This is a genomic window from Streptomyces montanisoli, from assembly GCF_017813245.1.
GTDB classification, from domain to species: Bacteria; Actinomycetota; Actinomycetes; order Streptomycetales; family Streptomycetaceae; genus Streptomyces; species Streptomyces montanisoli.
On the sequence record NZ_JAGIQL010000101.1, the window covers coordinates 1 to 25,749 of the forward strand.

Below are 25,749 nucleotides of genomic sequence, written 5' to 3' on the forward strand. Positions count from 1 at the left end.
CGTGCGAGCGCGGCCCGGAGCGGCGCGGCCCGCGGGCGGGGTCAGGCCGTGCGGGCGACCAGCGCCGTCGCGATTGCGGCGAGGCCCTCGCCGCGTCCCGTGAAGCCCAGCGCGTCCGAGGTCGCCGCCGAGACGGACACCGGCGCGCCCGCCGCCTCGCTCAGTACCTTCTGCGCCTCGTCCCTGCGCTTGCCGATCTTGGGCCTTGGCCCGACGACCTGCACCGCCACGTTGCCGATGACGAAGCCCGCCTCGCGCACGATGCGCGCGGCCTCCGCCAGCAGCGCGAGGCCCGACGCGCCGGACCACTCGGGCCTGCCCGTGCCGAAGTGGGCGCCGAGGTCGCCGATGCCCGCGGCGGAGAACAGGGCGTTGCACGCCGCGTGGGCGACGACGTCCGCGTCCGAGTGGCCCGCGAGGCCGGAGCCCTCGCCCTCCCAGAGCAGCCCCGCGCACCACAGGGGCCGGCCCTCCTCGAACGCGTGGATGTCGGTGCCGACGCCGACCTGCGGCAGCTCAGAACTCATCGTTCGCGCGCCTCCTCGCCAGGACGGATTCCGCCAGTACCAGGTCGAGCGGCCTGGTCACCTTGAACGCCTCCTCGTGGCCCGGCACGACCACCACGGGCGAGCCGAGCCGCTCGACCATGCCTGCGCAGTCGGTGGCGCCCTCGCCGGTGTGGCCGATCGTGTCGTGGGCGAGCTGCAGCACGCCGCGCTCGAAACCCTGCGGCGTCTGCACGGCCCGCAGCGTGGACCGGTCGGGCGTGGCGATCACCGGCTCGGGCACGCCCTCGCCGCGCGGCTCGACCTGCTTGACGGTGTCGGCGAGCGGCAGCGCAGGCACGACCGCCTGGGCCCCCGCCCGCACGGTCTCGACGACGGCGTCCACGACATCGACGGGGACGAGGGGGCGCGCGGCGTCGTGGACGAGGACCGTCGTGATGCCGTCCGGCAGGGCCTTCAGGCCGAGCGCGACCGACTCCTGGCGGGTGTCGCCGCCGGGCACGACGACGTAGTCGGTGCGGTCGGGCAGCGGGTGCGCGTCGAGGAGGTTCTTGACCTCGGGCGCGCCGTCGGACGGTGCGACCACGACGACGAGTTCGACGGCCCGGGACGCCGCCATGGCGCGGACCGCGTGGATGAGCATGGGGGCGCCGCCCAGCGCGCGAAGCGCTTTGGGGGCGCCAGGGCCGAGCCGCACGCCACGGCCGGCGGCGGGGATCACGGCCGCTGTGCGGTGCGGACTGGCTTCGTCTGGCATCGGGTGAACTCCGGCAGGTTTGTATCCGCGACCGACCTGGGTATGGCCTGAGCGTGCCGGGCGCGGCGCCTTGACCGGACCCTTCCGTGACCGAAGGTCGAGATCTGCCGCGCCGCCACTGTGTGTGGAGGCAGCCAGGCGGAGAGCTCTGGCGAGAGACGGAAACGGGGGATGTACACCGGGTGTCGGACGGGGATGGGGCGTACGGACATGCCGCGGCGCCCGGCAACGCGACGGTGACGACGATCCACGGCGGCGGAGCCCTCCCGTAGGGGAAGGCACTTCGCTCGTCGCGTCACGTCGCCGACCCGTCGGTCAACGGGCACCACGACACTTCACTTCACTGCTTTTCGCGAATCATCGCGCGCAGCATTCACGCACGCATGACACGCACACCGGCGGGCAGGCGGCACCGCGTGGTGCATTCAGGACGCGAGGACCTCGTCGAGCAGAGCCTCGGCCTTGTCTTCGTTGGTGTTCTCCGCGAGGGCGAGTTCACTCACCAGGATCTGGCGCGCCTTGGCGAGCATGCGCTTCTCGCCGGCGGACAGTCCGCGCTCGCGCTCACGACGCCACAGGTCACGCACGACTTCCGCGACCTTGATGACATCGCCGGAGGCGAGCTTCTCGAGATTTGCCTTGTAGCGACGGGACCAGTTCGTCGGCTCCTCGGCGTACGGTGCCCTGAGCACCTCGAAGACCCGGTCCAGCCCATCCTGACCGACCACATCGCGCACTCCGACGAACTCCGCATTGTCCGCCGGTACGCGCACTGTCAAGTCGCCCTGAGCGACCTTGAGCACCAAGTAGGTCTTGTCCACGCCTTTGATCTGGCGAGTTTCGATGGCCTCGATCAGCGCGGCCCCGTGATGGGGATAGACCACGGTGTCGCCAACCTTGAACGTCATGTGACAGGTACCCCTTCCGTGGCTATCCAGGGTAACACGAGAATGCCTCCATCTGAATGGCGTTTTCGCAGGTCAGGCCGCATCTCGGGGCTTGACAACAACCATGCGAACGTGCTGCACCCGGCTTACGGAAGTGGGTATTCGCAGGTCATGGGCGCTGCGCGGGCGCACGGAAACGCCCCCGGCGGGCGGCGCACAACACCCGCCAAAGCGGCCGAATGCCCTACTTTGTCTGTTTCGTGACGGCAAAGTTTCCACACTGTGTTCGACTTTCGGTGATCCATACGGGTTGCAACGGAGATCACGTCCGGCCGCTCCGTGACGCCTGCGGGAGTTGCGGCGTACGAGACGCCGGCGGCGCACGCGACGGGCGACCGGCGCCGAATTCGATCACTCCGCTCGTCACCGCGGAAAATCGACGGAATTCCCGCACTCGGGGAAGCGACGGGGAACCGGCGGGGAAGCAACAGGGAAGCGCTCGGGGAACACCGGGAAAATCGATCACCCACCTTTATGCGAAGGACCCCGGCGTACCGGGAGATCAGCGACCGGAGTGCGGCACCGGATGCGGGACGGGGCGGGTCGGGTGCGGGGCCGCGACAACGGGTCGGTAACCTGAGGCCGCTGAGGCAGCTTTAGCCCGCGCTTACGCATGGGCACGGAAGCGACAGCCGCCTCCCGCACGACCCGCACCGCACGTCCCATCCCCGTACGTCCAAGGAGATGCCGCCGCCGTGAGCAGCAGCCTTCGACGCGGCTTCGCCGCGACTGCCCTTCTGTTCCCCCTCGCCACGCTGGCCGCGTGCGCCGCGGGCAACAATGCGCAGACCAGCGAGATCGAGCCGGACAGCGCCGCCACGTCCGTGGGGGCCATCAAGCTGCAGAACGTCACGGTGGTCACGCAGGCCAAGCCGGGTGCGGCCGGCCCCGCCGCCGTCACCGGCAAGATCTTCAACACCAGCAGGACGCCGCAGACGCTGCAGTCGATCCAGCTTCCCGGCACTGGCGCCGTCGTGAAGCTGTCGCCGGCCAAGGGCGGTGGCGCGGTGACGGTTCCCGGCCTGGGCTCGGTGCAGCTCGGCGGCAAGGGCCACGCGTCCGCGATGATCAAGGGCGGCCTGGCGACCACAAAGAACGGCGACGCCGAGAAGGTCGTCTTCACGCTCAGCAAGACCGGCGACATCGGTGTGCGTGCCCTCGTCGTGCCGGCGACCAGCTACTACAGCAAGGTGGGCCCGTCGGCCAAGCCGACGCCGAGCGCCCCCGCGTCGCCGTCGGGGTCGCCCTCGGGGTCTCCCTCGGGCTCGCCGTCCGCGTCCACGACGGGCTCCGCCACGCCGAACAGCTCCTCGTCGGCCTCGGGCTCCACCTCGACGGGCGGCTCGCCCTCGTCGTCGACGTCGGCCGCCGGCGGCGGTTCCGGGATCACCGGCTGAGCCTCCGCGATCACCGGCTGAGCCTCGGCACACGCGTCCGAACCCCTGCCCCTACGGCTCGAACTTGTAGCCCAGGCCGCGCACCGTCACCAGGAAGCGCGGGGCGCCGGGGTCCGGCTCGATCTTGGCGCGCAGGCGCTTGACGTGGACGTCGAGCGTCTTGGTGTCGCCGACGTAGTCCGCGCCCCAGACGCGGTCGATCAGCTGCATGCGCGTGAGCACGCGGCCCGCGTTGCGCAGCAACATCTCCAGCAGGTCGAACTCCTTGAGCGGCAGGTCGACCTTGCCGCCCGAGACGGTCACCACGTGCCGGTCGACGTCCATGCGCACAGGACCCGCCTCAAGGGCGGCCGGGGTGACCTCCTCCGGCTCGCCGCGGCGCCGCAGCACGGCGCGGATGCGCGCGACGAGCTCACGGGACGAGAAGGGCTTCGTCACGTAGTCGTCGGCCCCGATCTCCAGGCCCACGACCTTGTCGATCTCACTGTCCTTCGCGGTGACCATGATCACCGGGACGTTGGACCTGCCGCGCAGCTGGCGGCAGACCTCGGTGCCCGGCAGGCCGGGCAGCATCAGGTCGAGCAGGACGAGGTCGGCGCCGTTGCGCTCGAACTCGTCGAGCCCCGCGGGCCCGGTGGCCGCTATCGCGACCTCGAAGCCCTCCTTGCGGAGCATGTAGGAAAGGGCGTCGCTGAAGGATTCCTCATCCTCGACGACGAGCACTCGGGTCACGGAAGGACCTCCGGGGCAAGAATCACGGGCGGAGTATCCAGCACCAGGCTGCGGGCCGTCCCGCTCGGTTCCGGGCGGCTGGGGTCGTTGCGGTCGTTGCTGGTGTCGCTGGTGTTCCTGGTGCTGCTGGTGTTCCTGGTGCTGCTGGTCTCGCTGGTGTGGCTGTCGTGGAAGCCACCGCCGTCTTGGCGGTGGCCGGTGTCCTGGCCGTCGGCGTGCGGGTCGCCGGAGGACCCGGCGGGGGGCGCGGCGGCGGGCGGGGCGCTCGCGGTGGGGCCGGCCGTGGACGCGCCCGTACCAGGACCGGCCGCCCGGTCCCTCGTGTCCCTCGCGGCACCCGCCTCGGGCAGGCGCAGCGTGAACGTGGACCCCTGCCCCTCCGAGCTCCACACCGTGACCTCCCCGCCGTGCGACGCGGCCACATGCTTGACGATGGCGAGGCCGAGCCCCGTGCCGCCCGTCGCGCGCGAGCGTGCCGGGTCGACGCGGTAGAAGCGCTCGAAGATCCGCTCACGGTCCTTCTCGCTGATGCCTATGCCCTGATCGGTGACCGCGATCTCGACGAGGTCGCCGTCCGGCGCGGACACACGCGAGACCGCGATGCCGACGCGGGTGCGGGCCGGCGAGTAGTTGACGGCGTTCTCCACGAGGTTGCCGAGGGCCGCGGCCAGCTGGCCGCGATTGCCCCACACGCGCAGGCCGGCGTCGCCGCCCGACACCAGGGTGATCTCCTTCGTGGAGGCGGGGTGCCGCGACCTGTCGAGGGACTCGGCGACCAGCTCGTCCACGCCCACCGGCTCGGCGTACTCCAGCGGGTCGTCGTTCTGCACCCGGGAGAGGTCGATGAGCTCCTGCACGAGGTTGGTCAGGCGCGTGGCCTCGATCTGCATGCGCCCCGCGAAACGCTCGACGGCCTCGGGGTCGTCCGACGCGTCCATGACGGCCTCGGACAGCAGCGAGAGCGCGCCGACGGGCGTCTTGAGCTCATGGCTGACGTTCGCGACGAAGTCGCGCCGCACCGCTTCCGTACGGCGGGCCTCCGTCAGGTCCTCCACGAGGAGCAGCACCAGGCGGGAGCCGAGCGGGGCGACACGGGCGGAGACCGCGAGCACGTCTCCCCTGCCGGAGCCGCGACGCGGCAGATCGAGCTCGATCTGCCGTATCTCGCCGTCCCTGCGGGTGTCCCTCGCCAGGTGGAGCATCGGCTCGACCGCCAGTTGCCCGCCCCTGACAAGGCCCAGCGCGTAGGCGGCCGAGCTGGCCTTCACAACGGCGTCACCCTCGTCGAGCACGACGGCCGAGGAGCGGAGCACGGACAGGACCGTGTCGACACCGGGCGGCAGGACCGCGTCCGTTTGCGGCGAGACACGGGCGGACCTCGCCTGATCGCGCTCGCTCCAGCGGAACGCCAGCATGGCGATCACGCCGGTGCACGCTCCGGCGATCGCTGCCAGTGCGGCGACCGCCGCGTTCACGTCCATGCTCATCAGATTAAGCGGGCCCACTGACACTGTCCCAGCCGTCCGAGGGTGTACTCGAACACTCGTCGCCCAGAGTTCACCGAGGGGAAAGGGCCGGTTCACTTCGGCGGGAGGCCCCCGACGCGTACCCGGGCCAGCGTTGTGCTCCGGGGGCGGGCGCGTTCTCGCCCGCCGCCGAGAACGCCCACCATTCCCCGCCATTTCGCAGCAGGGACGTCAAGCGCCGTGGCGCTGGAAGAGGGACACACCCATGCGGGACGCGTACCACGAGGAACTGGACTCTATTAGCGACGACCTCGTCGCCATGGCCCGGCAGGTCGGGTCCGCGATCGGACGTGCCACGACCTCCATGCTCGACGCCGACCTGAAGCTCGCGGAGAGTGTGATCGCCGCGGACGCCGACGTCGACACGGTCCAGCACGAGCTGGAGGCGCGCGCCATCGCGCTGCTCGCGCAGCAGCAGCCGGTGGCGACGGACCTGCGCATCGTCGTCACCTCCCTGCGGATGAGCGCGGACCTGGAGCGGGCCGGCGACCTCGCCCAGCACGTGGCGAAGCTGGCCAGGCTGCGCTACCCCGACTCGGCGGTGCCGCAGGACCTGCAGGCGACGCTGCTGGAGATGGGGCAGCTCGCGCAGCGGCTGATGGCGAAGGCGGCCGAGGTGATCATCACCAAGGACATCGACCTCGCGATGCAGCTGGAGAAGGACGACGACGAGATGGACATGCTGCACCGCACGCTGTTCCAGCACCTGATGGACGACCGCTGGCAGCACGGCATCGAGACGGCGGTGGACGTGACGCTGCTCGGCCGCTACTACGAGAGGTTCGCCGACCACGCCGTATCCGTGGCGAAGCGGGTGGTGTACCTGGTGACGGGTGAGCACGCGGACGAGCTCCAGACGGACGCCGGCTGAGCTCGGCCCTGTTTTCGCGCCGTTTCGCGCCGCGCCTCTGCTCAAGTGCGCCGGTGATGCGCCGGTCACGCGCCGTTGAGGAACGGCCGGGCGGGGACGTCCAATGGATGACGGGCTCTGCGAAGCCCCGTGCTGCTGGGGTCCTCCAGCAGCACGGACTCACCCGAGGAGAGACCATGGCCGAATCTCCCACGTCCCCGAAGTCCCGCACGGTGCGCGCGGCGCGCGCGACGGACGCCGACGCCCCGCGCGGCGGCGCCGCCGAGCGCCCGCGCCTGCCCGTACTGGGCGCCTGCGGCTGCGGTTCCGGCTGCGGCTGCGGCTGCCAGTCGGGCGGCCCGTGCCAGTGCGGCGGCGGCTGCTGACGCGCTCGCTTCGAGGGGGCCGCTCCCGTACCGGGACCCCGGCCCCCTCACCCGTCACGCTTCGAGCAGCCGCTCGCTCAGCTCCCAGAGCCGCCGCGCCGACGCGGGGTCGATGGCGTGCGGCACGACGGTGGCCGGAGGGTTCGGTTCGGTCTCGAAGTCGATGGGCTTCGGGTCCTCGTCCAGCGGCGATACGTCGTTGTCCTTGAGGTACACGCCGCCGATCCCGGCCAGCAGGGGGCTGGTCGCGGCGAACACGCTGGTCGCGGCGCCCTGCTGGAGCGTCTTCTTCTCGTTCTCCGGATCGATGACGGGCCGGCCGGACGCGTCGATCAGCCCGATGGCGCGCAGCATCTCGTCACTCATCAGGGAGGCCTGCGCGTCGCCCTCGGCGTGCCAGGGCCCGAGGCTCGTGCCGAAGACGATCCCGGGGTGCACGGCGTATCCGCGAATGTCCTCGGCGGCCCAGCGGCGGTCGAGTTCGACGGCGAACAGCACGTTGGCCGTCTTGGACTGGCCGTAGCCGAGCATGCCCATGTCGTCGTAGCCGGTGGTGAAGTGCGGGTCGTCCCAGCGGATGCCGGACACGCGGTGTCCGCCGGACGTCAGGTTGACGACCCGGGCCCCGTGCGCGGCGCGCAGCGCGGGCAGCAGGCCGAGGGTGAGCTGGAAGTGGCCGAGGTGGTTGGTCGCGAACTGCGACTCGTAGCCGCGCGCGTCACGCACCAGCGGGCCGCCCATGAGCCCCGCGTTGTTGACGAGGATGTGCAGCGGGCGGCCCGAGGCGACGTACCGGGCGGCGAACGCGTCGACCGACTCGGGGTCGAGGAGATCGAGCCGGCTCGCCTCCACGCGCTCGATCCCGGCCAGTTTCGCCGCCGCGCGATCGGGGTTGCGGGACGCGACGGTGACGGAGGCGCCGGCCCGGCTGAGCGCACGGGTGGTCTCGAGCCCGATGCCGTTGTGGCCGCCGGTGACGACGACGTTCACGCCCGAGAGGTCGATGCCGGCGAGGACGTCGTCGGTCGTCGACGCGGCCGTGAAGCCGGAGCCGATGGGGCGCTGCTTGTGTGCAGGTGCGGGTGCGGGTGCGGGTGCGGTGTTGTGTGCCATGCCCTCCACCCTGCGCTCGCCGTGCCGGACTCTGAATACTTGTGGATCCGGATTTCTTGCGCGAGAGTACGTACATGGCTGACGACCGACTGTCCGAGGTCTTCGACCTCGTCGAGGTCCGCAGCGTGGTGTCGGGCGGATTCGCCGCGCGCGGTCCGTGGGTGTCGCGGGCGACGGGGATCGAGGGGCTGAAGTTCATCGCCGTGGTCAGCGGGCGGGCGCGGCTGACCACCGACGGCGTCGAGAGCCCGCTCGAACTCGACGGCGGGGACGTCGCCGTCCTGAACGGCCGGTCGTGGCTGCACGCCGAGGGCGGCACCGGCGACGGCCCGCGCCGCGAGGTCGCGCCGGAGGCGGACTTCGCGTCCACACGCCTGCTCGGCGCGGCCCGCGACGCGGACGTCGTCGTGGGCGGCCACGTCACGCTCAACCAGGCGGGCCGGGCGCTGCTGCTGCAGGCGCTGCCGCCGGTGGCACACGTCCGCGGCTCGGCCGCGCCGGACGCGGCGACGACCGCGACGACCGCGACGACGGCGGCCAACGTGCGCGGCACGCTCCACCGACTCTTCGACGAGGTGACCAGGGACCGCATGGGCTCCGCCTTCGCGATCCGCCAGTACGGCCAGCTCCTGCTCCTCGAGGTGCTGCGCGCCTACATCGACCAGACCGACCTGCCCCCGGGCTGGCTGCGGCTCCTGTCCGACGAACAACTGCGCCCGGCACTCGACCTCATGCACTCCGCGCCGGGCAAACCCTGGGGCCTGCGCGACCTTGCGCACGCCTCGGCCATGTCACGCACGTCATTCGCGGAACGCTTCCGCACGGTGGCGGGCGTACCGCCCCTGACCTACCTGGCCCGCTGGCGCATGACGCTCGCGGAAAAAGCGCTCCGGGACGGCGACGTCCGCGTCGGCTCACTCGCGGCAGAGCTGGGCTACGCCTCGGAGAGCGCGTTCAGCACGGCGTTCAAACGAGAGGTCGGCGAGTCGCCACTGCGGTACCGCTACCGCGCACGGGGCGCGTCCGCGCCGGCGCAGGCGTCGTCCTGACCCGGCAGGCGCCGACCAGGCACCGCCGCGTCCTCGGTGGCGCCGGGCTATCGTGCCGCCGTGGCAAGCGCGACGGGTCGTCCCCTCCTCTTCCTTGACGTCGATGGCCCACTGATCCCATTCGGGTCGTCGTCCGGTCGCCCCCAGGCGGCTGCCGCCGACACCTCAGGGCCCATCGGCCAGGGAAACCCTCTGCTGACGCGTCTCGCCCCTGAGCTGGGGTCGCGCCTCATGGCACTGGAATGCCACCTCGTATGGGCGACAACCTGGATGGAGGAAGCGAACGAGGTCGTCTCCCCACGCATCGGACTGCCAAGGCTGCCCGTGGTGGAGTGGCCGGTCTCCCGTGCTGACGAGGGTCCGCGCGGCCTGCACTGGAAGACCCGCCGCCTCGTCGAGTGGGCCAGTGGCCGACCGTTCATCTGGGTCGACGACGAGATCAGCGCCATGGACCGCCTATGGGTCGACGCCGCCCACACCGGGCCGTCACTGCTGCACCGTGTCGACCCGGCGCAGGGCCTTGCGGACGCCGACTTCGTCACGCTCGCCGCCTGGCTCCACACTGCGGGGCATCGCTGACTCCCCCGGTGGTGCGGGCCGCGTCAACGCAGCCGACGCCGGCCGTCCCGCTCAAAGCGTGGGCAGGATCCCCCCGTCCACCGAGACGGTGATGCCGGTGAGGTACGACGCGCGGGGTGAGGCGAGGAAGGCGATGAGTTCCGCCGCCTCCTCGGGCCGGCCCGGGCGGCCGAGTGGCGCGGCGAGGCGCTGGTGGAACTCCTTGCGGATCTCCTCCAGGTCACGGCCGGTCCGTTCGGCGGCCTGGCGGAGGCTGGCCTCGACGGCGTCGGTCTCGATGACGCCCGGCATGACCGCGGTGACGCGCACCCCGCGCGGCCCGCAGGCGAGGGCGAGGCTCTTGCTGTAGGCGTTGAGGGCGGCTTTGGCCGCTGCGTACGGCGCGCCGTTGGGCTGCGGGTAGCGGGCCGCGTTCGAGGAGACGTGGACGACGGAGCCGTGTCCCTGCGCGGTCATGTGCGGCACGAGCACGCGGTCCACGCGGACGACGGACAGCAGGTTGGCGTCGAGGTTGGCCAGCCAGTCGTCGTCGGACGCGGCGAGGACGCCGTCCGGCACCTGACGGTTCCGCCCGGCGTTGTCGACGAGCACGTCGATGCCGCCCAGGAGCTCCAACGCGGCCCGCGCCGCCGTCTCGGCGCCCTCCTGCGTGAACAGGTCACCTGTCACCAACTGCACGCCGGCCGGCACTTCGGCCTCACGCCGGGCGATGGCGACCACCCGGGCTCCGGCGGCGATCAGCCGCCGAACGGTGGCCGCACCGATGCCGCGTGTGCCGCCGGTGACGACGGCACGGGCTCCGTGAAGGTCCAGGTCGGCGCCCGGATCCGGCAGGGGCGGGCAAGTGGTGGCAGGCATGGCACTCCATGACTCGTACGAGACATCTACATCGTTAACGTTCACTATTCATATAGGAAGTTACACGATCTCGTCGAGTAAAGTACCGGTGTGACCAAGGCATCCCCCGCGCCCGCAGCGCCACCCGCGACACGGCACGACGAGCCCAGGAACAGCCCAGGGCTGATGCTCGCCCTGCTCGGGCACGAGGCGATGCGGCGCCTGCGTGACGCGCACACCGCTCACGGGCTCACGCCCCGGCAGTTCCACATCCTCGGGCTCCTCCACGACCGCGGCCCGCTCGCGCAGACGGAGCTGGCGGCCGAGACGGACACGGCGGCCAGCGTCCTGGTCACCCAGCTCAACCCGCTGGAGGCCGAGGGCCTGGTCACCCGCACCCGCGACGCACACGACCGCCGTCGCCACGTGGTGGTGCTCACGGCGGACGGCGAACAGCGACTGCGCGCCGCGACGGCGGCACAGCACGAGGTGGAGGACGCCCTCTTCCGTTCCCTGGGCGGCTCTCAGCGTGCCGAGCTGACGCACTTGCTGATGCTCGTACGCGACGACCTCACCGACGGCGAGGAGCACTGCGCCACACCGTCCTCGCTCGACCGCAAGTCCCGCTGAGCCTCGAAGAGTTGCTTCCCGGCCACTGCCTGCCCAGCGCAAACAAGCCCCCGTCCGCGACGAAAGCGCGGGCGGGGGCTTAAGCACGAGGGCTCGGGGGCGAGGGCTTGGTGCTACTTCTTGCCCTTGCCCTGGTTCTTCACTGCCTCGATCGCGGCCGCCGCCGCTGCCGGGTCCAGGTAGGTGCCGCCCGGGTTGACCGGGTGGAAGTCGGAGTCCAGGTCGTAGACCAGCGGGATGCCCGTCGGGATGTTCAGCGACGCGATGTCCTCGTCGGAGATGCCGTCCAGGTGCTTGACCAGGGCGCGCAGGCTGTTGCCGTGCGCGGCGACCAGGACCGTGCGGCCCGCGAGCAGGTCCGGCACGATCGTGTCGTACCAGTACGGAAGCATGCGGACGACGACGTCCTTGAGGCACTCGGTGCGGGGGCGCAGCTCACTCGGGATCGTCGCGTAGCGCGGGTCGTCGCTCTGCGAGTACTCGCCGCCGTCCTCCAGGACCGGCGGCGGGGTGTCGTACGAGCGGCGCCAGAGCATGAACTGCTCCTCGCCGAACTCCGCGAGCGTCTGGGCCTTGTCCTTGCCCTGCAGCGCACCGTAGTGGCGCTCGTTCAGGCGCCACGAGCGGCGGACCGGGAGCCAGAGGCGGTCCATGGACTCCAGCGCGAGCTGCGAGGTGCGGATGGCGCGCTTGAGCACCGAGGTGTGCAGGACGTCGGGGGTCAGGCCGGCGTCCTTGATCAGCTCACCGCCGCGGACCGCCTCCTTCTCGCCCTTGGCGTTGAGATTGACGTCCACCCAGCCGGTGAACAGGTTCTTCTCGTTCCACTCGCTCTCGCCGTGGCGGAGGAGGATCAGCTTGTACGGTGCGTCGGCCATGGCCCCGAGCCTAATCGAACGGGGTGCCGCGGCCCCGGGGCGCCCGCGGGTCGGACGGGCGGGCGGGCAGCCCCGCGCGCGTCAGCGGGCCGCCCCGCGCGTCAGTAGACGAGGGACCTGGCGTCGTCCGCCATGACCTCGCTGACGAAGACCTGCGCGCCCGCGATCCGCACGCCCTCCAGGACGTCCGCCTCCGTGATGTCCCTGCGTGCGGCGCACTGGGTGCACAGGGTGATCGTGCCGCTCGCCGTAACCGACTCCAGCAGGTCCTGCAGGGGCGCCGCGTGCGGGAGTTCGAACTCCGCCGCCCTGCCCGGGAGCGCGAACCACGCGGACTCGCCCGTCAGCCAGAGCGACACCTCCACGCCGCTCGCCGCGGCGACTGCCGCCACCGTGAACGCCTGCGAGCACCGCTCGGGCGCCTCGGCGCCGGCCGTCACCTTGATCACGAGCTTCTTCTTCGCCGATTGCATGGGCCGAACTGTAGCCAGGGGTCCGCAGGGCCAGGAGGCCCCCGCGGGACCTCGGGAGGAGCGGCCGCGCCGCACCCATTAGGCTGGGGTGCGGCCCTGGCCGCCCGCACTGCCGTACCGCCCGTCGTACCGCTTCCATCCGGAGGAGCACCCCGTGCTTGAGGACTTCTACACCGCTCTGCTCGTCCTGGTCTGCGTCGGCGTGCTCGCCTTCGCCGCGCTCACCGTCAAGAAGCTCTACCAGGGCCAGCGCTGAGCCCGGACGCCACGCCCCGGGCCACGGCCGCGCAGGCCGCGGCACGGTTCGCACTCCCTCTAGGAACGCTGAGTCGCTCATGATCGAGATCCCGTCCGACCTCCACCCGGACCTCGTCCCCCTCGCCTTCCTCCTCGGTCACTGGGAGGGCGCCGGTGTCTTCGACTTCCCCGGCGACGAGAAGGCCAACTTCGGCCAGGAGGCGATCTTCACCCACGACGGCCGGGACTTCATCGAGTACGTCTCGCACACGTGGGCGCTCGACAACGAGGGCAACAAGGTCAGGCCCATCGAGACCGAGTCCGGTTTCTGGCGGGTGGACAAGGACCGCAAGGTCGAGGTCGTGATGGTCCGCGACCAGGGTGTCGTCGAGGTCTGGTACGGCGAGCTCGCCGACCAGAAGCCGCAGATCGACCTCGCGACCGACGCCGTCGCGCGCACCGCGGGCGCGGGCGCCTACAGCGGCGGCAAGCGTCTTTACGGGTACGTCAAGGGCGACCTGATGTGGGTCGGCGAGAAGTCCACCCCGGACGTGCCGCTACGGCCGTACATGTCGGCGCAGCTCAAGAAGGTCGCCGGCGCCACCACCGTGACCGCCGAGCAGGTCGAGACGTGGGCGAAGGACCTCGGGGACCTTCCGGACGACGGCATCGCCTTCTTCAAGTAGGCCCCGGGTCACACGCGGCCAGGGGGACCCGGGCTTCACGCAGCCATCGGGCTTCCCTCGCGCGGTGCCTACACTGGGGGCGTGGTGAGCACCGACTGGAAGAGCGATCTCCGGCAGCGCGGGTACCGGCTGACCCCGCAGCGGCAACTCGTCCTCGAGGCCGTCGACGCCCTGGAGCACGCGACCCCCGAGGACATCCTCTGCGAGGTGCGCAAGACCGCGTCCGGCGTCAACATCTCCACCGTCTACCGGACGCTGGAGCTGCTGGAGGAGCTGGGGCTCGTCTCGCACGCCCACATCGGCCACGGCGCCCCCAAGTACCACCTGGCGGGCCGCGACCACCACATCCACCTCGTCTGCCGCGACTGCCAGGACGTCATCGAGACGGACGTCGACATCGCTGCGGACTTCGCGGCGAGGCTCGACGAGGCGTTCGGCTTCACCACCGACATGCGGCACTTCGCGATCTTCGGCATGTGCCGGGACTGCAAGCAGGCCAAGGCCGCCCAAGCCGAGGCTGCCCGAGGCGAGGCCGCCCAGGCCACGGAGGGTGGCGCGGAAGCGTCGTAGGCTGGCACGTATGGAGCCTTCGACGTCCGCCGCCGCGGCCGGCAGCCCGTCTTCCGAGGACGCGCCCGCCGGTCCCGCAAGCCCCCTCCTCTCCCGCGTCGGCGCGGTCGCCGGCGAGGCGCCCGACGAGGGCGTCGCCGCGCACTACGGCGACCTGTTCCGCGAGCAACGCGCGCTCGCCGACGGCAGCGGGATGGTCGACCTGTCGCACCGCGGCGTCGTCACCGTGACCGGCGACGACCGGCTCACCTGGCTGCACCTGCTGCTGTCGCAGCACGTCAGCGAGCTACCGGCGGGGCAGGCCACCGAGGCGCTCGTGCTCTCCGCGCACGGCCACGTCGAGCACGCCCTCTACCTCGTGGACGACGGCTCGACGACGTGGGTGCACGTCGAGCCGGGCACGCAGGGCGAGTTGATCGCCTACCTGGAGTCCATGAAGTTCTTCTACCGCGTCGACGTCGCCGACCGCACCGCCGAGACCGCCGTCGTCCACCTGCCCGCCGGGTCCATCGCGGAGGTGCCCGAGGGCGCCGCCGTGCGGGAGACCGCATACGGGCGCGACGTGTTCCTGCCGCGCGCCGGCCTGGAGTCGTACGCGCGCGAGCACGGCCCGCTCGCCGGGACGCTCGCGTACGAGGCGCTGCGCGTGGAGGGCCACAGGCCGCGGCTCGGCCTGGAGACCGACCACAGGACGATCCCGCACGAGGTCGGCTGGATCGGCAGCGCCGTCCACCTGGACAAGGGGTGCTACCGCGGCCAGGAGACCGTTGCCCGCGTGCAGAACCTGGGCAAGCCGCCGCGTCGCCTCGTCTTCCTGCACCTGGACGGGAGCGAGGTGCACCTGCCGGGGCACGGCACGCCCGTACGGCTGGCTCCCGAGGGCGGGGCGGGCGACGGCGCCGGGGGCGCGGGAGAAGCGGGCGCGGCCGAGGGCCGTCAGGTCGGCTTCGTCACGACCTCTGCGCGCCACCACGAGCTCGGGCCCATCGCGCTGGCGCTCGTGAAGCGGAACGTGCCGGTGGACGCGCCGCTGATGGCGGGCGACACCGCGGCGGCGCAGGAGACCGTGGTCGAGCCGTAGGGCCGTACGCCTGCCGCCCACGGCGCGCCGCCGAGCCGGCGAGCCGTGGGCGGGTGTGCGCGGCGCGCCGACGTCACATGTCGAGCAGCACCGTGAACGGGCCGTCGTTCGTCAGCGACACCCGCATGTGCGCGCCGAAGCTGCCCGTGTGCACGGTCGCGCCGAGCTCGCGCAGCTGCGCCACGACCTCGTCCACCAGCGGCTCGGCCACGGGGCGCGGCGCGGCGGCGTTCCAGGTGGGGCGGCGGCCCTTGCGCGCGTCCCCGTAGAGGGTGAACTGCGAGATCACCATGAGGGGCGCGTTCGTCTCCGAACAGGACTTCTCGCCCTCCAGCATGCGGATCGACCACAGCTTGCGCGCGAGCTGCGCCGCCTTCTCCGCCGTGTCCTCGTGGGTGACCCCCACCAGCACACACAGTCCCTCGCCCGTGAACTCGCCGACCGTCTCCTCGCCGGGCTCCGCACCGGGCTCCGCACCGGGCTCCGCGCCGGACTCCTCGCCGGATCCGGACACCACGGACACGCTCGCACCGTCGACTCTCTGCACCACCGCACGCATGCGGACCAACCTATCGGGGCCGAACGGGTGCGGATCGCCCGCACCGGCGGGTGCGGGAGTGGCACGATGCACGGAGGCGATCGCGTACGGCACCGGTTGGGCGACGGTACGTGACCGGTCGAGGGACGGGGGTTCCCTGTGGGGTCATTCCCCGGGCTGAGTGAGGGGCAGCACGCGCGATGAGCACATCTGGAGCCGGGCGGGCCGGGCAGGCCTGGCAGGCGGGACGGGCCGAGCCCGCCGGACGCGACGAGCGGGCAGGTCAGGGCGGGCGGGACAACCGCCACGCGGGGGCCGCGCCGAGCGCCCCCACGACGGCGTGTACGGGCCACGCGGCGGGCGAACACGGCCGGCCGGGGCCCGGAGGGCGGGACCCGGGCGCCGACGCGGCAGGTACGGGCGCGAGCGCGGGCGCGGCCGGGCCCGTGCTGCCGGCGCAGCGTCCGCACGACTTCACGGGGCTCGGTCTCGACGAGCTGCGCGCGCTGCGCCGCGACTCCCAGCGCGACGAGGCGGACCTCAGCTACCTGCGCAGGCTGCTCCAGGGGCGCATCGACATCCTGCGCGACGAGCTGGCCCAGCGGACGGTGCAGTATCCGGCGGCCGACCCGGCCGCCGACCCGTCGGCCGACCCGTCGGTCCCCGCCGTGGCCCCGGGGCAGCCGGACACCACGCCCGCCGCGGCGACCGCGGCCACCGCCGCTACCGCGCGGCACAGGAACGCGGCCATGGTCGAGCGGCTGGCGGAGATCCTCTCCGACACGCCGTCCCGCCACCGCCAGTCGGCGCGGCACGTCACGCTGTCCACGCCGCGCGGCGCGGAGTGCCGCGAACTGGCGGCGCAGACGCTCGCGGAGGTCGAGCTGTCCGACCTCGCGGCCCGCACGGACGACGAGCTGCACGCGGCCATGCGCAGGCTCGTACGCAACGAGCAGCAGATCTCGCGCCGCCGCCACCAGCTGCAGCGCACGGTGGACGGGTGCAGCGCCGAGATCTCCCGCAGGTACCGTGAAGGGGAAGCGCAGGTGGACGACCTGCTCACCTGAGTCGCAGGGCGCGCGGAGTACGCGCGGCGCGTGCGGGCCCACAAGGCGCGGCGGGCCGCGCGGTCGGCCGGGCGCCGGCACGTCGAAAGGCCGCACGACATGACGCACGCAGCAGAACCCGAAGCCGCGGGACCCGCAGCCGCAGGCGAAGCCGCCACCACCGCCACCGCGGCCCCCGCGCCCGTCCCTCCGGTGCTCGCCGAGGTCGTGCGGTCCGGGTTCGTGGAGGGCCGTCACCGGGGGTCGCTGGTCCTGCTCGCGGCGGACGGGAGCGTCGAGTTCGCGCTCGGAGCGCCGGACGTGCCGGTGTTCCCGCGGTCGAGCAACAAGCCGATGCAAGCCGCCGCCGTGCTGCGCGCCGGGCTCGACCTCGGCGGTGAGCGGCTGGCGCTCGCCGCGGCCAGCCACTCAGGAGAACCGTTTCACCTGGACCTCGTCCGCACGATGCTCGCCGAGTACGGCCTCACCGAGGACGACCTCGGCCTGCCGCCCGACCTGCCGCTGGACGCGACCGAGTCCGCCGCCTACCTCGCGGCTGGGCACAGGCCCGGCAAGATCGCGATGAACTGCTCGGGCAAGCACACGGCGATGCTCGCGGCCTGCCGGCTGAACGGCTGGCCCACGGACTCGTACCTCGACCCGTCCCACCCGTTGCAGCAACTGGTGCGCACGGTCGTCGAGGAGGCGGCGGGCGAGCCGGTCGCCGCGACCGGCACGGACGGCTGCGGCGCGCCGCTGATGGCGATCAGCCTGACCGGCCTCGCGCGCGCCTTCCGCCACTTCGTCCTCGCCGCCCCCGGCACGCCGGAGCGCCGCGTGGCGGACGCGATGCGCGCGCACCCGGCGTACGTGGCCGGCACGCGCCGCCCGGACACCTGGCTGATGGAGGGCGTGCCCGGCGCGCTGTCGAAGACGGGCGCCGAGGCCGTCCAGGCGGTGGCGCTCGGCGACGGCAGGGCGCTGGCCCTGAAGATCGACGACGGCAACGCGCGCGCGGTCGGCCCGGTCATGGCCGCCGCCCTTGAGCGTCTGGGCGTGAAGGCGGAGGGTGACGTCGTGGCGCGCGTCGCGAAGTCGCCGGTGCTGGGCGGTGGCGTGGAGGTGGGCGAGGTCAGGGCCGCGTTCTGACGGGAGGGGTGCGGGGCCGCGTTCTGACGGGCCCGCCATGAACGGGCCGGGCGGCCGGCGAAAACCGGCGTGCGCCGGGGCGTGCGCGGCACCTAGCGTGGGCGCATGAGCGTCGAAGTCCGCCAGGTCACCGAGTCCGAGTTCGCCGACTGGAGCCGCGCCGTGAGCACGGGTTTCCTCAGCCCGGCGCCCCTGCCCGACGAAGTGGTGGCGTCTCGGCTCTCGGGTACGGACCTCACGCGCACGCGGGGCGCGTTCGACGCGGGGCGCTGCGTCGGCACGTACCGCTCGTTCCCGCAGGAGCTGACCGTCGTCGGCGGCGCGGTCGTGCCGTCCGACGCGATCTCGAACGTCACCGTCACGGCCAGCCATCGCAGGCGCGGGCTGCTGACGCGCATGATCGGCGCCGACCTCGCGGCCGCCAAGGAGCGCGGCGAGGTCGTCGCGACGCTCATCGCGGCCGAGTACCGGATCTACGGGCGGTACGGGTTCGGCCGGGCGACGCGCACCGCGCGCTGGTCCGTCGACGTGCCGCGCACGGGCCTCGGCCCGGGCTGGGCCGGTCCCGACGACGGCGGCAGGATCGACCTGGTGGACGCGGACGAGGTACGCAAGATCGGCCCCGCTTTCCACGACCGGTGGCGCGTGCTGCAGCCGGGTGCCATCGACCGCGACGAGCGGTGGTGGCGCGTCAACACCGGCCAGGAGCCGTCGGTCCCGCCGTTCGAGGAGCCGTTCTACGCGGTGTACAGGTCGGCCGCGGGCGAGGTCGAGGGCCTTGCCGCGTACACCGTCGACGGCCGGTGGAACGAGGCGAAGCAGCCGGTCAACACCGTCACCGTGCGCCGGCTCAACGCGACGACCACGGCGGGTGAGCGCGCGCTGTGGCTGTTCCTGTGCTCGCTCGACTGGGTCGTGGGCGTCAACGCGGGCGAACGCGCGCCGGACGACCTGCTCCCCTACTACCTGCCGGACCCGCGCGCCGCGCGCCTGACCGGGACGGCCGACTACCTGTGGCTGCGCGTCCTCGACACCGTGCGGGCCCTGGAGGCGCGCACGTACGCGGTGGACGGCACGCTCGTCCTCGACGTACGGGACGAGGCCGGCCTGGCCGGCGGCCGCTACCGCCTCGACGCGGAGCCCGGGGGCGCCACCTGCGCGCCTACGCGCGAGTCCGCCGACCTCACGCTCGACGTGAGCGCGCTCGGCGCGCTCTACCTCGGCGACGAGACGCCGACCCGCCTCGCCGCGCTCGGCGAGGTGGCGGAGGAGCGGGCGGGCGCGCTGGCCCGCGCGGAGTCCCTCTTCCACACGCCGCGGCGCCCGTGGTGCCCCGACATGTTCTGACGCCTGCCGGGGCGTTGCCGGTTCCGTGCGGTCAGGCGTCGGGCTCGGCACCGGCTCCCGCGGGCGCGGGCGCCGCGTAGGCCGCGTGGCGCGGGTCGCGCAGGGCGGTGACGAGCAGGCAGGCGACGGCGGCGAGCGCGGCGCAGCCGGAGGTCACCCACAGGTAGCTGTGGGTGGCGTCGGCGACGACGGCACCGGCCTCGCTGCACAGCGCCGTCCCGAACGCGTGCACGGTCCACACCAGGCTCATGCCGGTGCCCCGCACTTCGGGCGGCAGCACCCTCGCCGCCCACATGGCGGTGGCGACGACGGTGGCGAGATAGCTGACGCCGAAGATCACGCCGAACAGCAGCACGGGCACGGGAAACGGCGCCGTCGCGATCAGCAGCATGGCCGCGCCGCGCAGCGCGTACGCCCCGATGAGGACGGACTTGATGGCTCCGCGGTCGCAGAGCCAGCCCGCGAGCAGACCACCGATGACCTCGAAGACGCCTAGCAGCATCATCGTGGTGGAGCTGGTGGAGTGGCTCATGCCGTCGTCGTGCATCATCGGCATGAAGTGCACGTCGATGAAGGCCATCGTGACCCCGCAGGCGAAGAACGCCGCCGCGAGCACGCGCAGTTCGCGGTGGCGCGCGGCGACCGCGAGGCGGGCGGCGAACGACATGCGCTGCGGCCGGTCCGCACTGTCCTCGTCCGCCGCGGCCCGCGTCATGCGCGCGGATCTGCGTGCCACGAGAACGGCGAGCGGCGTCAGGACGAGCAGGAAGGCGAGACCGGTCACCAGGAGGACCTGGCGCCAGGTCGTGATCGTGGAGAGCCACGACCACAGCGGTACGAGGATGATGAAGCCGAGCGCGGCGCCGTTGGTCAGGAGCGCGTAGACGATGCCCTTGCGGCCGTCCTGGAAGAGCTGGTCGACGAAGACGCCGAGCGGCACATACGACAGCATGGAGTAGGCGAGTGCCGCCACCGCTCCGTAGACCAGCACGAACAGCCACAGCTGACCGGTCAGCGCGCAGCCGATGAACGACGCTCCCGCCAGCGCGGTGCCCACGGCGAGCGTGGCGGCCCCGCCGATCCGGTCCGAGATGCCGCCCACCAGCGGGGAGGCGACGGCGACGGTGACGGCGAAGAGCGTGGTCGCGATCGCGAGGTCGCCGCGCGAGCCGCCGAAGGAGTCCGCCATCGGCAGGAAGTAGACCTGCATGGTGTTCTTGAGCGCGGATCCGGCGAGCGTCAGCAGCAGTGCCGCGGCCACCAGCAGGGGAAGCAGCGAGCGCGAGGGGCCCGGAGCTTTGACCCCGGGCCCCTGGGGGCCGGTGGTGGCCGAGGTGCCCGCGGGCGGCCCGGAGGCGGAGTTGGTCGCGGTCATGGGCAGTACCTTTTCGGTGAAGGTTGGCTGGTGGGGGGTCAGGCAGTGCCTGCCACCGGCTGGCCGCCGGGGCGCCGGAGACCGTACGACCGCCCGTCGGCGTCGAACGCGTCGCGGAAGTCGAAGGCGTACGGCGTCGATCCGTGCTCGTCGAGGTGTTCCAGCCGCTCGCAGGCCTCGCGCCAGGTCGGAACGGCGTCGTCCGCCACCCACCAGGCCGCGTAGAGGCGGTGCGGTATGCGGACGAACCACTTGCCGCGATTGCGCAGCGCGTGCAGGTGGATGCCGGAGTAGGCGTACGCCTGCACCGACTCCAGGTCGGTCCACAGGGAGAGGGTCGAGGCCCGGGCGTCGGTCTCGTCGGTGCGGCCGCCGGTGTAGAAGGCGGGGGCGTGGAACGCGCCCCATTCTCCGTAGTCGCGGCCGAAGTTGGTCCACCGCGTCCGGGCGCCGCCGACCGCCTCGGCGCGTGCGACGAACCCGGCGCTGGTCCCGGAGGCGCCGAAGACGAGAGGCTCCAGCTCGTTGAAGTCGTCGTTGTCCGGGTGCGGGTAGGGGTTCTTGAGCACGGCGAACGTGGTAAAGGCGACTCGCATGGGGCTGCTCCAGTCTGGGTAGGCCGGGGCCGCGTGCGGCAGCGGCTCATGGCCGACTGAGAGGCGTCGGACAGCTGAGCCGCATCGGATCGATCGGGCAGGCGCACCCTCGGCGCGTTCGACTCACGGGTGTGCACCGGCGAGTGTGCCGCAGGATCTTGAGGCCTGTCATCGACTTCCGGATGTCACCAATACGCCGTGGCACGAGAGTGCCACGGGCCCGATGCCACCGGTCTTCGTCAGGCCGCCGCGAACAGCATCGTCAGCACCACGGCACCGACGCATCCGCACGCGACGCTCCTGGCCTTCACGCCGATGGTGAGCAGGAGCAGTCCGACGACACCCATCGCACCGAACGTGGACTGCACCAGCGCCTCGAAGCCGATCGTCGCGATGGCCGCGACGATGGCGACGCCCGGCATCGACTTCATCATGTCGTTCACCTCCCTCCGTTCGCTCGCCTTCCTCCGCGCGCTCGCCCTCCTCCGTCGCCCGTCAGGAGCCCGGTGCCACCAGGACCAGCGCGAGGACGACTGCCCCCGCGCAGGCCGCCTGCCGGCGGCGGGTCCGCGCGCCGAACAGGAGCAGGGCGAGGCCGATCAGGCCGGCCGCCCCGTAGGGCCAGCCGAGCAGCGCGCGCATGCCGAGCCCCAGGACGGTGACCGCGAAGCCGAAGATGCCGTGAATGCCGGAGATGCCGAAGGGGTCCATGTCGTGCTCCCTCCTGGAGGAGGTGGTACGGGCTCCCAAGAGAACAAGTTAGATACAAGTAAGAGCATGTTCTCCGGTATCTTGTATCTTCCCTGTAGGGTCAGCTTCAACCACATGTTCGGCCTGCCATATCACCTGCACTGCCGAGCAGGAAGTTGTACGGTAGTAAGCCGTGACAGCCAGTGATACGAGGCGTGCGGCATGACCAAGTCCGATCAACTAGCCGGACGGCTGACGGCCGACATCGCCTCCGGGCGGTACCCCGTCGGCGAACGCCTGCCCTCCCAGGCCGAGTTGCGGACCGCCTACGGCAACGTCTCCCGGACGACGGTGATGACCGCGCTGCGCAGACTGACCGACCAGGGGCTCATCCGCGGCGGGCAGGGCAGCCCCGCCGTCGTCGTCGCCAAGCCCGGCGAGGCCGTCGGCCCCGCGACGGCGGCCGGCATCGGCGACCTGCGCTCGGCCCTGCGCGAGGCGTTCGAGGCCGACGAGATCACGATGGACGTGCTGTCGCTGACGTCCGAGACGATGGCCACGTACCTCGGCGATCCGGTCGTCCTCATCACGCAGCGTGAGATCAAGCCCAAGAGCATCCGGCTGCGCCTGATGCTGCCCGACATCACCGGCATCAAGCTCGCCTTCCCGCGCGCGGTCCTGCCCGACGGCCAGGAGAGCCAGGTCAGCGACTGGTCGCGGCCACGCCACCGCGACATGGTGATCCGCTACGCCAAGACCCTCGAGCACTCGCTGCTGACGCTGCGGGACCGCGGGCTGGTCGCGGACGTGTCCGTACAGATCAGGACCGTGCCCTTTACACCGCCGCTGAAGTTGTATCTCCTGAACGGCGACCAGCTGCTCGAGGGCTACTACACCCTGACGACGTGGCAGCCCGAGCCACCCAAGGGCGAGCCGGAGCTCACCATCCTCGACTCCGACTCCTTCTCCGCGGACGCGACGCTCTTCCGCTACACCACGCCACAGCACTCGGTGAAGGTGGAGACGGCGCAGCGATTCTTCGACTCCTACTGGGACAATCTCGCCCAAGAAGCGGACTTCAGCCAGACGTGACGTCCTCACCACCCGGCGCGGCCCCCCGCCCTGATCGGGGCCGCTCCGCCGGCCCCCTTCCGGGCCCGCACGCCCCGGACTCCCCCGCCGCCCTTCTGTCCCGCGCCCGCCTGGTCATGTGGGACTTCGACGGGCCCCTGTGCGACCTGTTCAGCGGCGTGCCCGCCCCGTCGGTCGCGGCCGAGCTGCGCGGCTTCGTCGCCGGGCGCGGCCTCGACACCTCCGCCCTCGACGACATGGACGACCCGCTGGACGTCTGCTCGACCGTCCACCGGCTGTTCTCCGGGACGTCGGCGGGCACCGTCAACGCCGTACGCGCGGCGCTCGACCGGCTGGAGGCGAAGGCCGCCCGCCGCGCACTGCCCACGCGCGGCGCACGCGAACTCCTCGAACGGCTACGCGGCACGGGCAGGCGCCAGGTGATCGTGTCGAACAACTCCCGTACGGCGGTGACCGCCTACCTGCGCTCCCACGGCATGGAGCACTACTTCGCCGAGGTCGTGGGCCGGCCGGCCGACCCGGACAGGATGAAGCCGCACCCGCACAGCCTGGAGAAGGCGCTCACCACCACGCGCGTCGACGCGGCGGACGCCCTGATGATCGGCGACTCGGCGGCCGACGCGTGGGCCGCCGCCAAGGTCGGTGCGGTGTTCGTCGGTTACTGCACGCGCCCGGAGAGGCGGGCTGTCCTGCTGGACGCCGGTGCGGAACACCTGACGGACGACCTCGCGGCGCTCGCCTCGGGGATGGGCACGGCAACCGGCGGGGATCAGGGCCCCGATTTCCGTTCTTCCGGAGGCATGGCCCCTTCGCTACTCTGAGAACGAAGGTCGGTGGAGCGACCCCGCGGCGGGGCGCTGCGTCGGGGGACCTTCCGTCGAGAGAGTGCGGGAGCCGTATGCGCGAGGTCTCCGAACACCCGGTCGACACCTGGGACGCGCTGTTCCGGTCGATCGGCACGGGAGCCGAACCCCTCACCGGTTACTACCACTTCAACTATGCCGTCGCCCTGCCCACCGCGCTCGCCGGCGCGGTGGCGCTGCCGGCCGGCTCGCCCGTGAAGCTGCGCGTGCCGATCCCGCGCGCGCCGCAGTTCAACCTGCGGATCTGGCCGGAGAGCGAGCTGCTCGCCGCCGTCGAGGGCCGGGTCGCGGGCGCGCCGCGCGTGCTGGCGCGGCGTGCCGCCTTCAGCGTCCACTCGTTCGCGGACGGCGACTCGATGCTGGCCGCCTGCGGCGCGGGCGGCCCTGTCACCCGCGCGTCGATCGAGCGCGTCGGCGGGCTGCTGAGGCAGACGGTCGCGGTGCCGCGGAGCGTGCTGCCGCCGCTGCCGCCCGGCTGGCCCGCGGACGGCGACTGCGACGGATTCCTGCACGCCCTCGTCGACTTCGCCGAGTGCGAGGTCAAGGGCAGGAACGGGCACGCGTTCCGCGACCTGTTCGCCGCGCTCGGCGTGCCGGGCGACGCGTTCGCCCGGGTGCGGGCGCGGGCCGGTGCCATGGGGCGCCGGCCCTTCGTCCTCGTGCACACCGACGTGCACAGGGGCAACCTCATCGTCGGCGCCGACGGCGGCCTCGCGCTGATCGACTGGGAGTTGGCCCTGTACGGCGACCCCGTGTACGAGCTCGCCACCCACCTCTCCCGGATGCGCTACACGCGCCGCGTCGAGCGGCGGGCGGCATACCGGGCGTGGCGTGCGGCGGTCGAGGACGGCTGCCCCGGCGCCCTCGCGGGCCACCGGCACGCGCTGTCGGTGTACCTCGGCCTCGAAGCCGTCCAGTCGCTCTATACGGACGTCATACGCTCCATGTACCTGCTGACGCGCTCCCCCGACGACCCGTCGGTGGCGCGGGCGGTGGCGTCGCGGATCCACGCCGTCCTGCACGCGGCGCGCGGCCCGGCGGGGCTCGGGCGCGTGCCGGACGCCGAACGCGTCTCGGCGGTGTGCCTGGAGTGGCTGCGCGGCCGGAGCGCAAGGGCGCCGCGGCGCGGGCGCGCCGACGACGGGGCCTGGTCGGCGGCCTGAGACGGCCCCGGGCCGCCTGAAGGGACACCGTGAGGCGGGCCGCCGGGGTACCGCAGGAGTGAATGTTGCCGTCTGCGGCCTGCGACCGGCCGGACAGCCCCGATGATGGGGAACGTCCCATGGCCACGCCCAGGGACGGCAGACCAATCCGGATCGAGCGACGGTGGGAAGACGCACATGACGGCGGAGGCCGACACGCAGCAGGAACGCGCCACGGGACGGGTGTGGGTGGTACGGCTCGACCCCCACGGCCGCCTGGCCGCCGGAGCGGTCCGGCTCTCCTGCTCCCGCCAGGCCTGCGACGACCGGCGCTTCCCCAGTACCGCCGAGGGGCGCAGGGCCGCCGTCGAGCACGTCAACCTGCACCTGTCCCGCATCCGCGAGGGCGGCGGGCCGCGCGGCGACGTCTGGTGCGGGTGCCGGGCCGCCGACTGCGCGTGGCACACGGCCGAAGCCCCGGAAGGACGGCACGGCGGCGCGGCCCGGTCCGCCGCGAGCGCCGTGCGGTGCGGGGGCCCGGTGGTCCTGACGGTGTACGCGGACCGCGCCGGGCGGCTGTGGCGCATCGCGGAGACGTGCGCGCGCTGCGCGGCGGCCATCCCCGAGTGCCGGGTCCTGGACACGGCCCCGCCGGCGCCGCGGTCGGGCGGCCCCGG

General features: G+C 72.5%; 29 protein-coding genes and 1 pseudogene. 16 read left to right on the plus strand and 14 right to left on the minus strand.

Annotated features, from left to right (window positions below; all coding sequences use genetic code 11):
* Positions 1-41: 41 nt before the first annotated feature.
* The 3 genes from ispF to JFN87_RS21905 all read right to left on the minus strand — a co-directional run bounded on the left by ispF (position 42) and on the right by JFN87_RS21905 (position 2,171).
* Entirely contained in the window at positions 42-527 is a 486-nt protein-coding gene (ispF, locus tag JFN87_RS21895; RefSeq protein ID WP_209342475.1) for a 2-C-methyl-D-erythritol 2,4-cyclodiphosphate synthase, read from the minus strand.
* A complete protein-coding gene (gene ispD, locus JFN87_RS21900) occupies positions 517-1,263 on the minus strand; it encodes a 2-C-methyl-D-erythritol 4-phosphate cytidylyltransferase (RefSeq protein WP_209342476.1) in 747 nt (248 codons plus the stop codon). Before ispD ends, ispF begins: the two co-directional genes overlap by 11 nt.
* A gap of 425 nt (positions 1,264-1,688) precedes the next feature.
* Positions 1,689-2,171: a CarD family transcriptional regulator gene (locus JFN87_RS21905; RefSeq protein WP_003953493.1), complete on the minus strand. Its 483-nt coding sequence runs from the start codon at positions 2,169-2,171 to the stop codon at positions 1,689-1,691.
* 734 nt (positions 2,172-2,905) lie between these two features.
* Here JFN87_RS21905 and JFN87_RS21910 point away from each other — a divergent pair.
* Complete coding sequence (locus JFN87_RS21910; protein ID WP_209342479.1) at positions 2,906-3,607, plus strand: DUF461 domain-containing protein; 702 nt, start codon at positions 2,906-2,908, stop codon at positions 3,605-3,607.
* 51 nt (positions 3,608-3,658) lie between these two features.
* On the opposite strand, the gene phoP is transcribed toward JFN87_RS21910, so the two are convergent.
* Positions 3,659-4,330 carry a two-component system response regulator PhoP gene (gene phoP / locus JFN87_RS21915; RefSeq protein WP_504739785.1) on the minus strand — a complete coding sequence of 224 codons (672 nt, stop codon included), beginning with the start codon at positions 4,328-4,330 and terminating at the stop codon, positions 3,659-3,661.
* Between the two features lie 5 nt (positions 4,331-4,335).
* Positions 4,336-5,820, minus strand: a complete 1,485-nt coding sequence (locus tag JFN87_RS21920; RefSeq protein ID WP_245180825.1) for a sensor histidine kinase — start codon at positions 5,818-5,820, stop codon at positions 4,336-4,338.
* Between the two features lie 250 nt (positions 5,821-6,070).
* On the opposite strand from JFN87_RS21920, the gene phoU reads away from it, so the two are divergent.
* On the plus strand, positions 6,071-6,736 hold the full coding sequence (phoU, locus tag JFN87_RS21925; RefSeq protein WP_209342481.1) for a phosphate signaling complex protein PhoU: 666 nt from the start codon (positions 6,071-6,073) through the stop codon (positions 6,734-6,736).
* Positions 6,737-6,912: 176 nt separating this feature from the next.
* A complete protein-coding gene (locus JFN87_RS21930) occupies positions 6,913-7,101 on the plus strand; it encodes a hypothetical protein (RefSeq protein WP_209342514.1) in 189 nt (62 codons plus the stop codon).
* Between the two features lie 54 nt (positions 7,102-7,155).
* Here JFN87_RS21930 and JFN87_RS21935 read toward each other — a convergent pair whose 3' ends face one another.
* The gene (locus tag JFN87_RS21935; RefSeq protein ID WP_209342482.1) at positions 7,156-8,214 is read right to left on the minus strand and encodes an SDR family NAD(P)-dependent oxidoreductase; all 1,059 of its coding nucleotides are present in this window, start codon (positions 8,212-8,214) and stop codon (positions 7,156-7,158) included.
* A gap of 74 nt (positions 8,215-8,288) precedes the next feature.
* Here JFN87_RS21935 and JFN87_RS21940 point away from each other — a divergent pair, with 74 nt between their 5' ends.
* Together JFN87_RS21940 and JFN87_RS21945 are read left to right on the plus strand one after the other, a co-directional pair.
* Positions 8,289-9,263 carry an AraC family transcriptional regulator gene (locus tag JFN87_RS21940; protein WP_209342483.1) on the plus strand — a complete coding sequence of 325 codons (975 nt, stop codon included), beginning with the start codon at positions 8,289-8,291 and terminating at the stop codon, positions 9,261-9,263.
* Between the two features lie 60 nt (positions 9,264-9,323).
* Positions 9,324-9,842: an HAD domain-containing protein gene (locus JFN87_RS21945; protein WP_209342484.1), complete on the plus strand. Its 519-nt coding sequence runs from the start codon at positions 9,324-9,326 to the stop codon at positions 9,840-9,842.
* 51 nt (positions 9,843-9,893) lie between these two features.
* On the opposite strand, the gene JFN87_RS21950 is transcribed toward JFN87_RS21945, so the two are convergent.
* Positions 9,894-10,700, minus strand: a complete 807-nt coding sequence (locus JFN87_RS21950; protein ID WP_209342485.1) for an oxidoreductase — start codon at positions 10,698-10,700, stop codon at positions 9,894-9,896.
* A 90-nt stretch (positions 10,701-10,790) separates the two neighbouring features.
* Between JFN87_RS21950 and JFN87_RS21955 the strand changes: the two genes are divergently transcribed.
* On the plus strand, positions 10,791-11,309 hold the full coding sequence (locus tag JFN87_RS21955) for a MarR family winged helix-turn-helix transcriptional regulator (protein WP_307865548.1): 519 nt from the start codon (positions 10,791-10,793) through the stop codon (positions 11,307-11,309).
* A gap of 113 nt (positions 11,310-11,422) precedes the next feature.
* On the opposite strand, the gene JFN87_RS21960 is transcribed toward JFN87_RS21955, so the two are convergent.
* Together JFN87_RS21960 and JFN87_RS21965 are read right to left on the minus strand one after the other, a co-directional pair.
* The gene (locus JFN87_RS21960) at positions 11,423-12,187 is read right to left on the minus strand and encodes a phosphoglyceromutase (RefSeq protein WP_209342486.1); all 765 of its coding nucleotides are present in this window, start codon (positions 12,185-12,187) and stop codon (positions 11,423-11,425) included.
* 101 nt (positions 12,188-12,288) lie between these two features.
* A complete protein-coding gene (locus tag JFN87_RS21965; protein ID WP_209342488.1) occupies positions 12,289-12,660 on the minus strand; it encodes a DsrE family protein in 372 nt (123 codons plus the stop codon).
* Positions 12,661-12,995: 335 nt separating this feature from the next.
* Here JFN87_RS21965 and JFN87_RS21970 point away from each other — a divergent pair, with 335 nt between their 5' ends.
* From JFN87_RS21970 to ygfZ, 3 genes are all read left to right on the plus strand, one after another.
* A complete protein-coding gene (locus tag JFN87_RS21970) occupies positions 12,996-13,583 on the plus strand; it encodes a heme-binding beta-barrel domain-containing protein (RefSeq protein WP_209342490.1) in 588 nt (195 codons plus the stop codon).
* Between the two features lie 81 nt (positions 13,584-13,664).
* The gene (locus JFN87_RS21975) at positions 13,665-14,153 is read left to right on the plus strand and encodes a Fur family transcriptional regulator (RefSeq protein WP_209342493.1); all 489 of its coding nucleotides are present in this window, start codon (positions 13,665-13,667) and stop codon (positions 14,151-14,153) included.
* 10 nt (positions 14,154-14,163) lie between these two features.
* On the plus strand, positions 14,164-15,234 hold the full coding sequence (gene ygfZ / locus JFN87_RS21980; RefSeq protein WP_209342495.1) for a CAF17-like 4Fe-4S cluster assembly/insertion protein YgfZ: 1,071 nt from the start codon (positions 14,164-14,166) through the stop codon (positions 15,232-15,234).
* Between the two features lie 73 nt (positions 15,235-15,307).
* On the opposite strand, the gene dtd is transcribed toward ygfZ, so the two are convergent.
* On the minus strand, positions 15,308-15,793 hold the full coding sequence (dtd, locus tag JFN87_RS21985; RefSeq protein WP_209342501.1) for a D-aminoacyl-tRNA deacylase: 486 nt from the start codon (positions 15,791-15,793) through the stop codon (positions 15,308-15,310).
* 179 nt (positions 15,794-15,972) lie between these two features.
* Here dtd and JFN87_RS21990 point away from each other — a divergent pair, with 179 nt between their 5' ends.
* The 3 genes from JFN87_RS21990 (at position 15,973) to JFN87_RS22000 (ending at position 19,314) form a co-directional block, all read left to right on the plus strand.
* The gene (locus tag JFN87_RS21990; protein WP_245180827.1) at positions 15,973-16,839 is read left to right on the plus strand and encodes an RsiG family protein; all 867 of its coding nucleotides are present in this window, start codon (positions 15,973-15,975) and stop codon (positions 16,837-16,839) included.
* A 99-nt stretch (positions 16,840-16,938) separates the two neighbouring features.
* Complete coding sequence (locus tag JFN87_RS21995) at positions 16,939-17,967, plus strand: asparaginase (RefSeq protein WP_209342503.1); 1,029 nt, start codon at positions 16,939-16,941, stop codon at positions 17,965-17,967.
* A 105-nt stretch (positions 17,968-18,072) separates the two neighbouring features.
* Entirely contained in the window at positions 18,073-19,314 is a 1,242-nt protein-coding gene (locus tag JFN87_RS22000) for a GNAT family N-acetyltransferase (protein WP_209342505.1), read from the plus strand.
* A gap of 31 nt (positions 19,315-19,345) precedes the next feature.
* Here JFN87_RS22000 and JFN87_RS22005 read toward each other — a convergent pair whose 3' ends face one another.
* The 4 genes from JFN87_RS22005 to JFN87_RS22020 all read right to left on the minus strand — a co-directional run bounded on the left by JFN87_RS22005 (position 19,346) and on the right by JFN87_RS22020 (position 21,996).
* Complete coding sequence (locus JFN87_RS22005) at positions 19,346-20,689, minus strand: MFS transporter (protein ID WP_209342507.1); 1,344 nt, start codon at positions 20,687-20,689, stop codon at positions 19,346-19,348.
* Between the two features lie 38 nt (positions 20,690-20,727).
* Positions 20,728-21,285 (minus strand): DUF3291 domain-containing protein, encoded by a 558-nt coding sequence (locus JFN87_RS22010; protein ID WP_209342508.1) that lies wholly within the window; start codon positions 21,283-21,285, stop codon positions 20,728-20,730.
* Positions 21,286-21,524: 239 nt separating this feature from the next.
* Complete coding sequence (locus tag JFN87_RS22015; protein ID WP_307865549.1) at positions 21,525-21,719, minus strand: hypothetical protein; 195 nt, start codon at positions 21,717-21,719, stop codon at positions 21,525-21,527.
* 61 nt (positions 21,720-21,780) lie between these two features.
* A complete protein-coding gene (locus tag JFN87_RS22020) occupies positions 21,781-21,996 on the minus strand; it encodes a hypothetical protein (RefSeq protein WP_209342509.1) in 216 nt (71 codons plus the stop codon).
* Positions 21,997-22,197: 201 nt separating this feature from the next.
* Between JFN87_RS22020 and JFN87_RS22025 the strand changes: the two genes are divergently transcribed.
* The 4 genes and pseudogenes from JFN87_RS22025 to JFN87_RS22040 all read left to right on the plus strand — a co-directional run.
* Positions 22,198-23,067, plus strand: coding sequence for a GntR family transcriptional regulator (locus JFN87_RS22025; protein ID WP_209342510.1), 870 nt, complete (start codon positions 22,198-22,200; stop codon positions 23,065-23,067).
* A 116-nt stretch (positions 23,068-23,183) separates the two neighbouring features.
* On the plus strand, positions 23,184-23,888 hold the full coding sequence (locus tag JFN87_RS22030; RefSeq protein WP_209342511.1) for an HAD family hydrolase: 705 nt from the start codon (positions 23,184-23,186) through the stop codon (positions 23,886-23,888).
* 77 nt (positions 23,889-23,965) lie between these two features.
* A complete protein-coding gene (locus JFN87_RS22035; RefSeq protein WP_209342512.1) occupies positions 23,966-25,093 on the plus strand; it encodes an aminoglycoside phosphotransferase family protein in 1,128 nt (375 codons plus the stop codon).
* Between the two features lie 177 nt (positions 25,094-25,270).
* A pseudogene (locus JFN87_RS22040) lies at positions 25,271-25,749 on the plus strand (hypothetical protein); the annotation flags it as partial.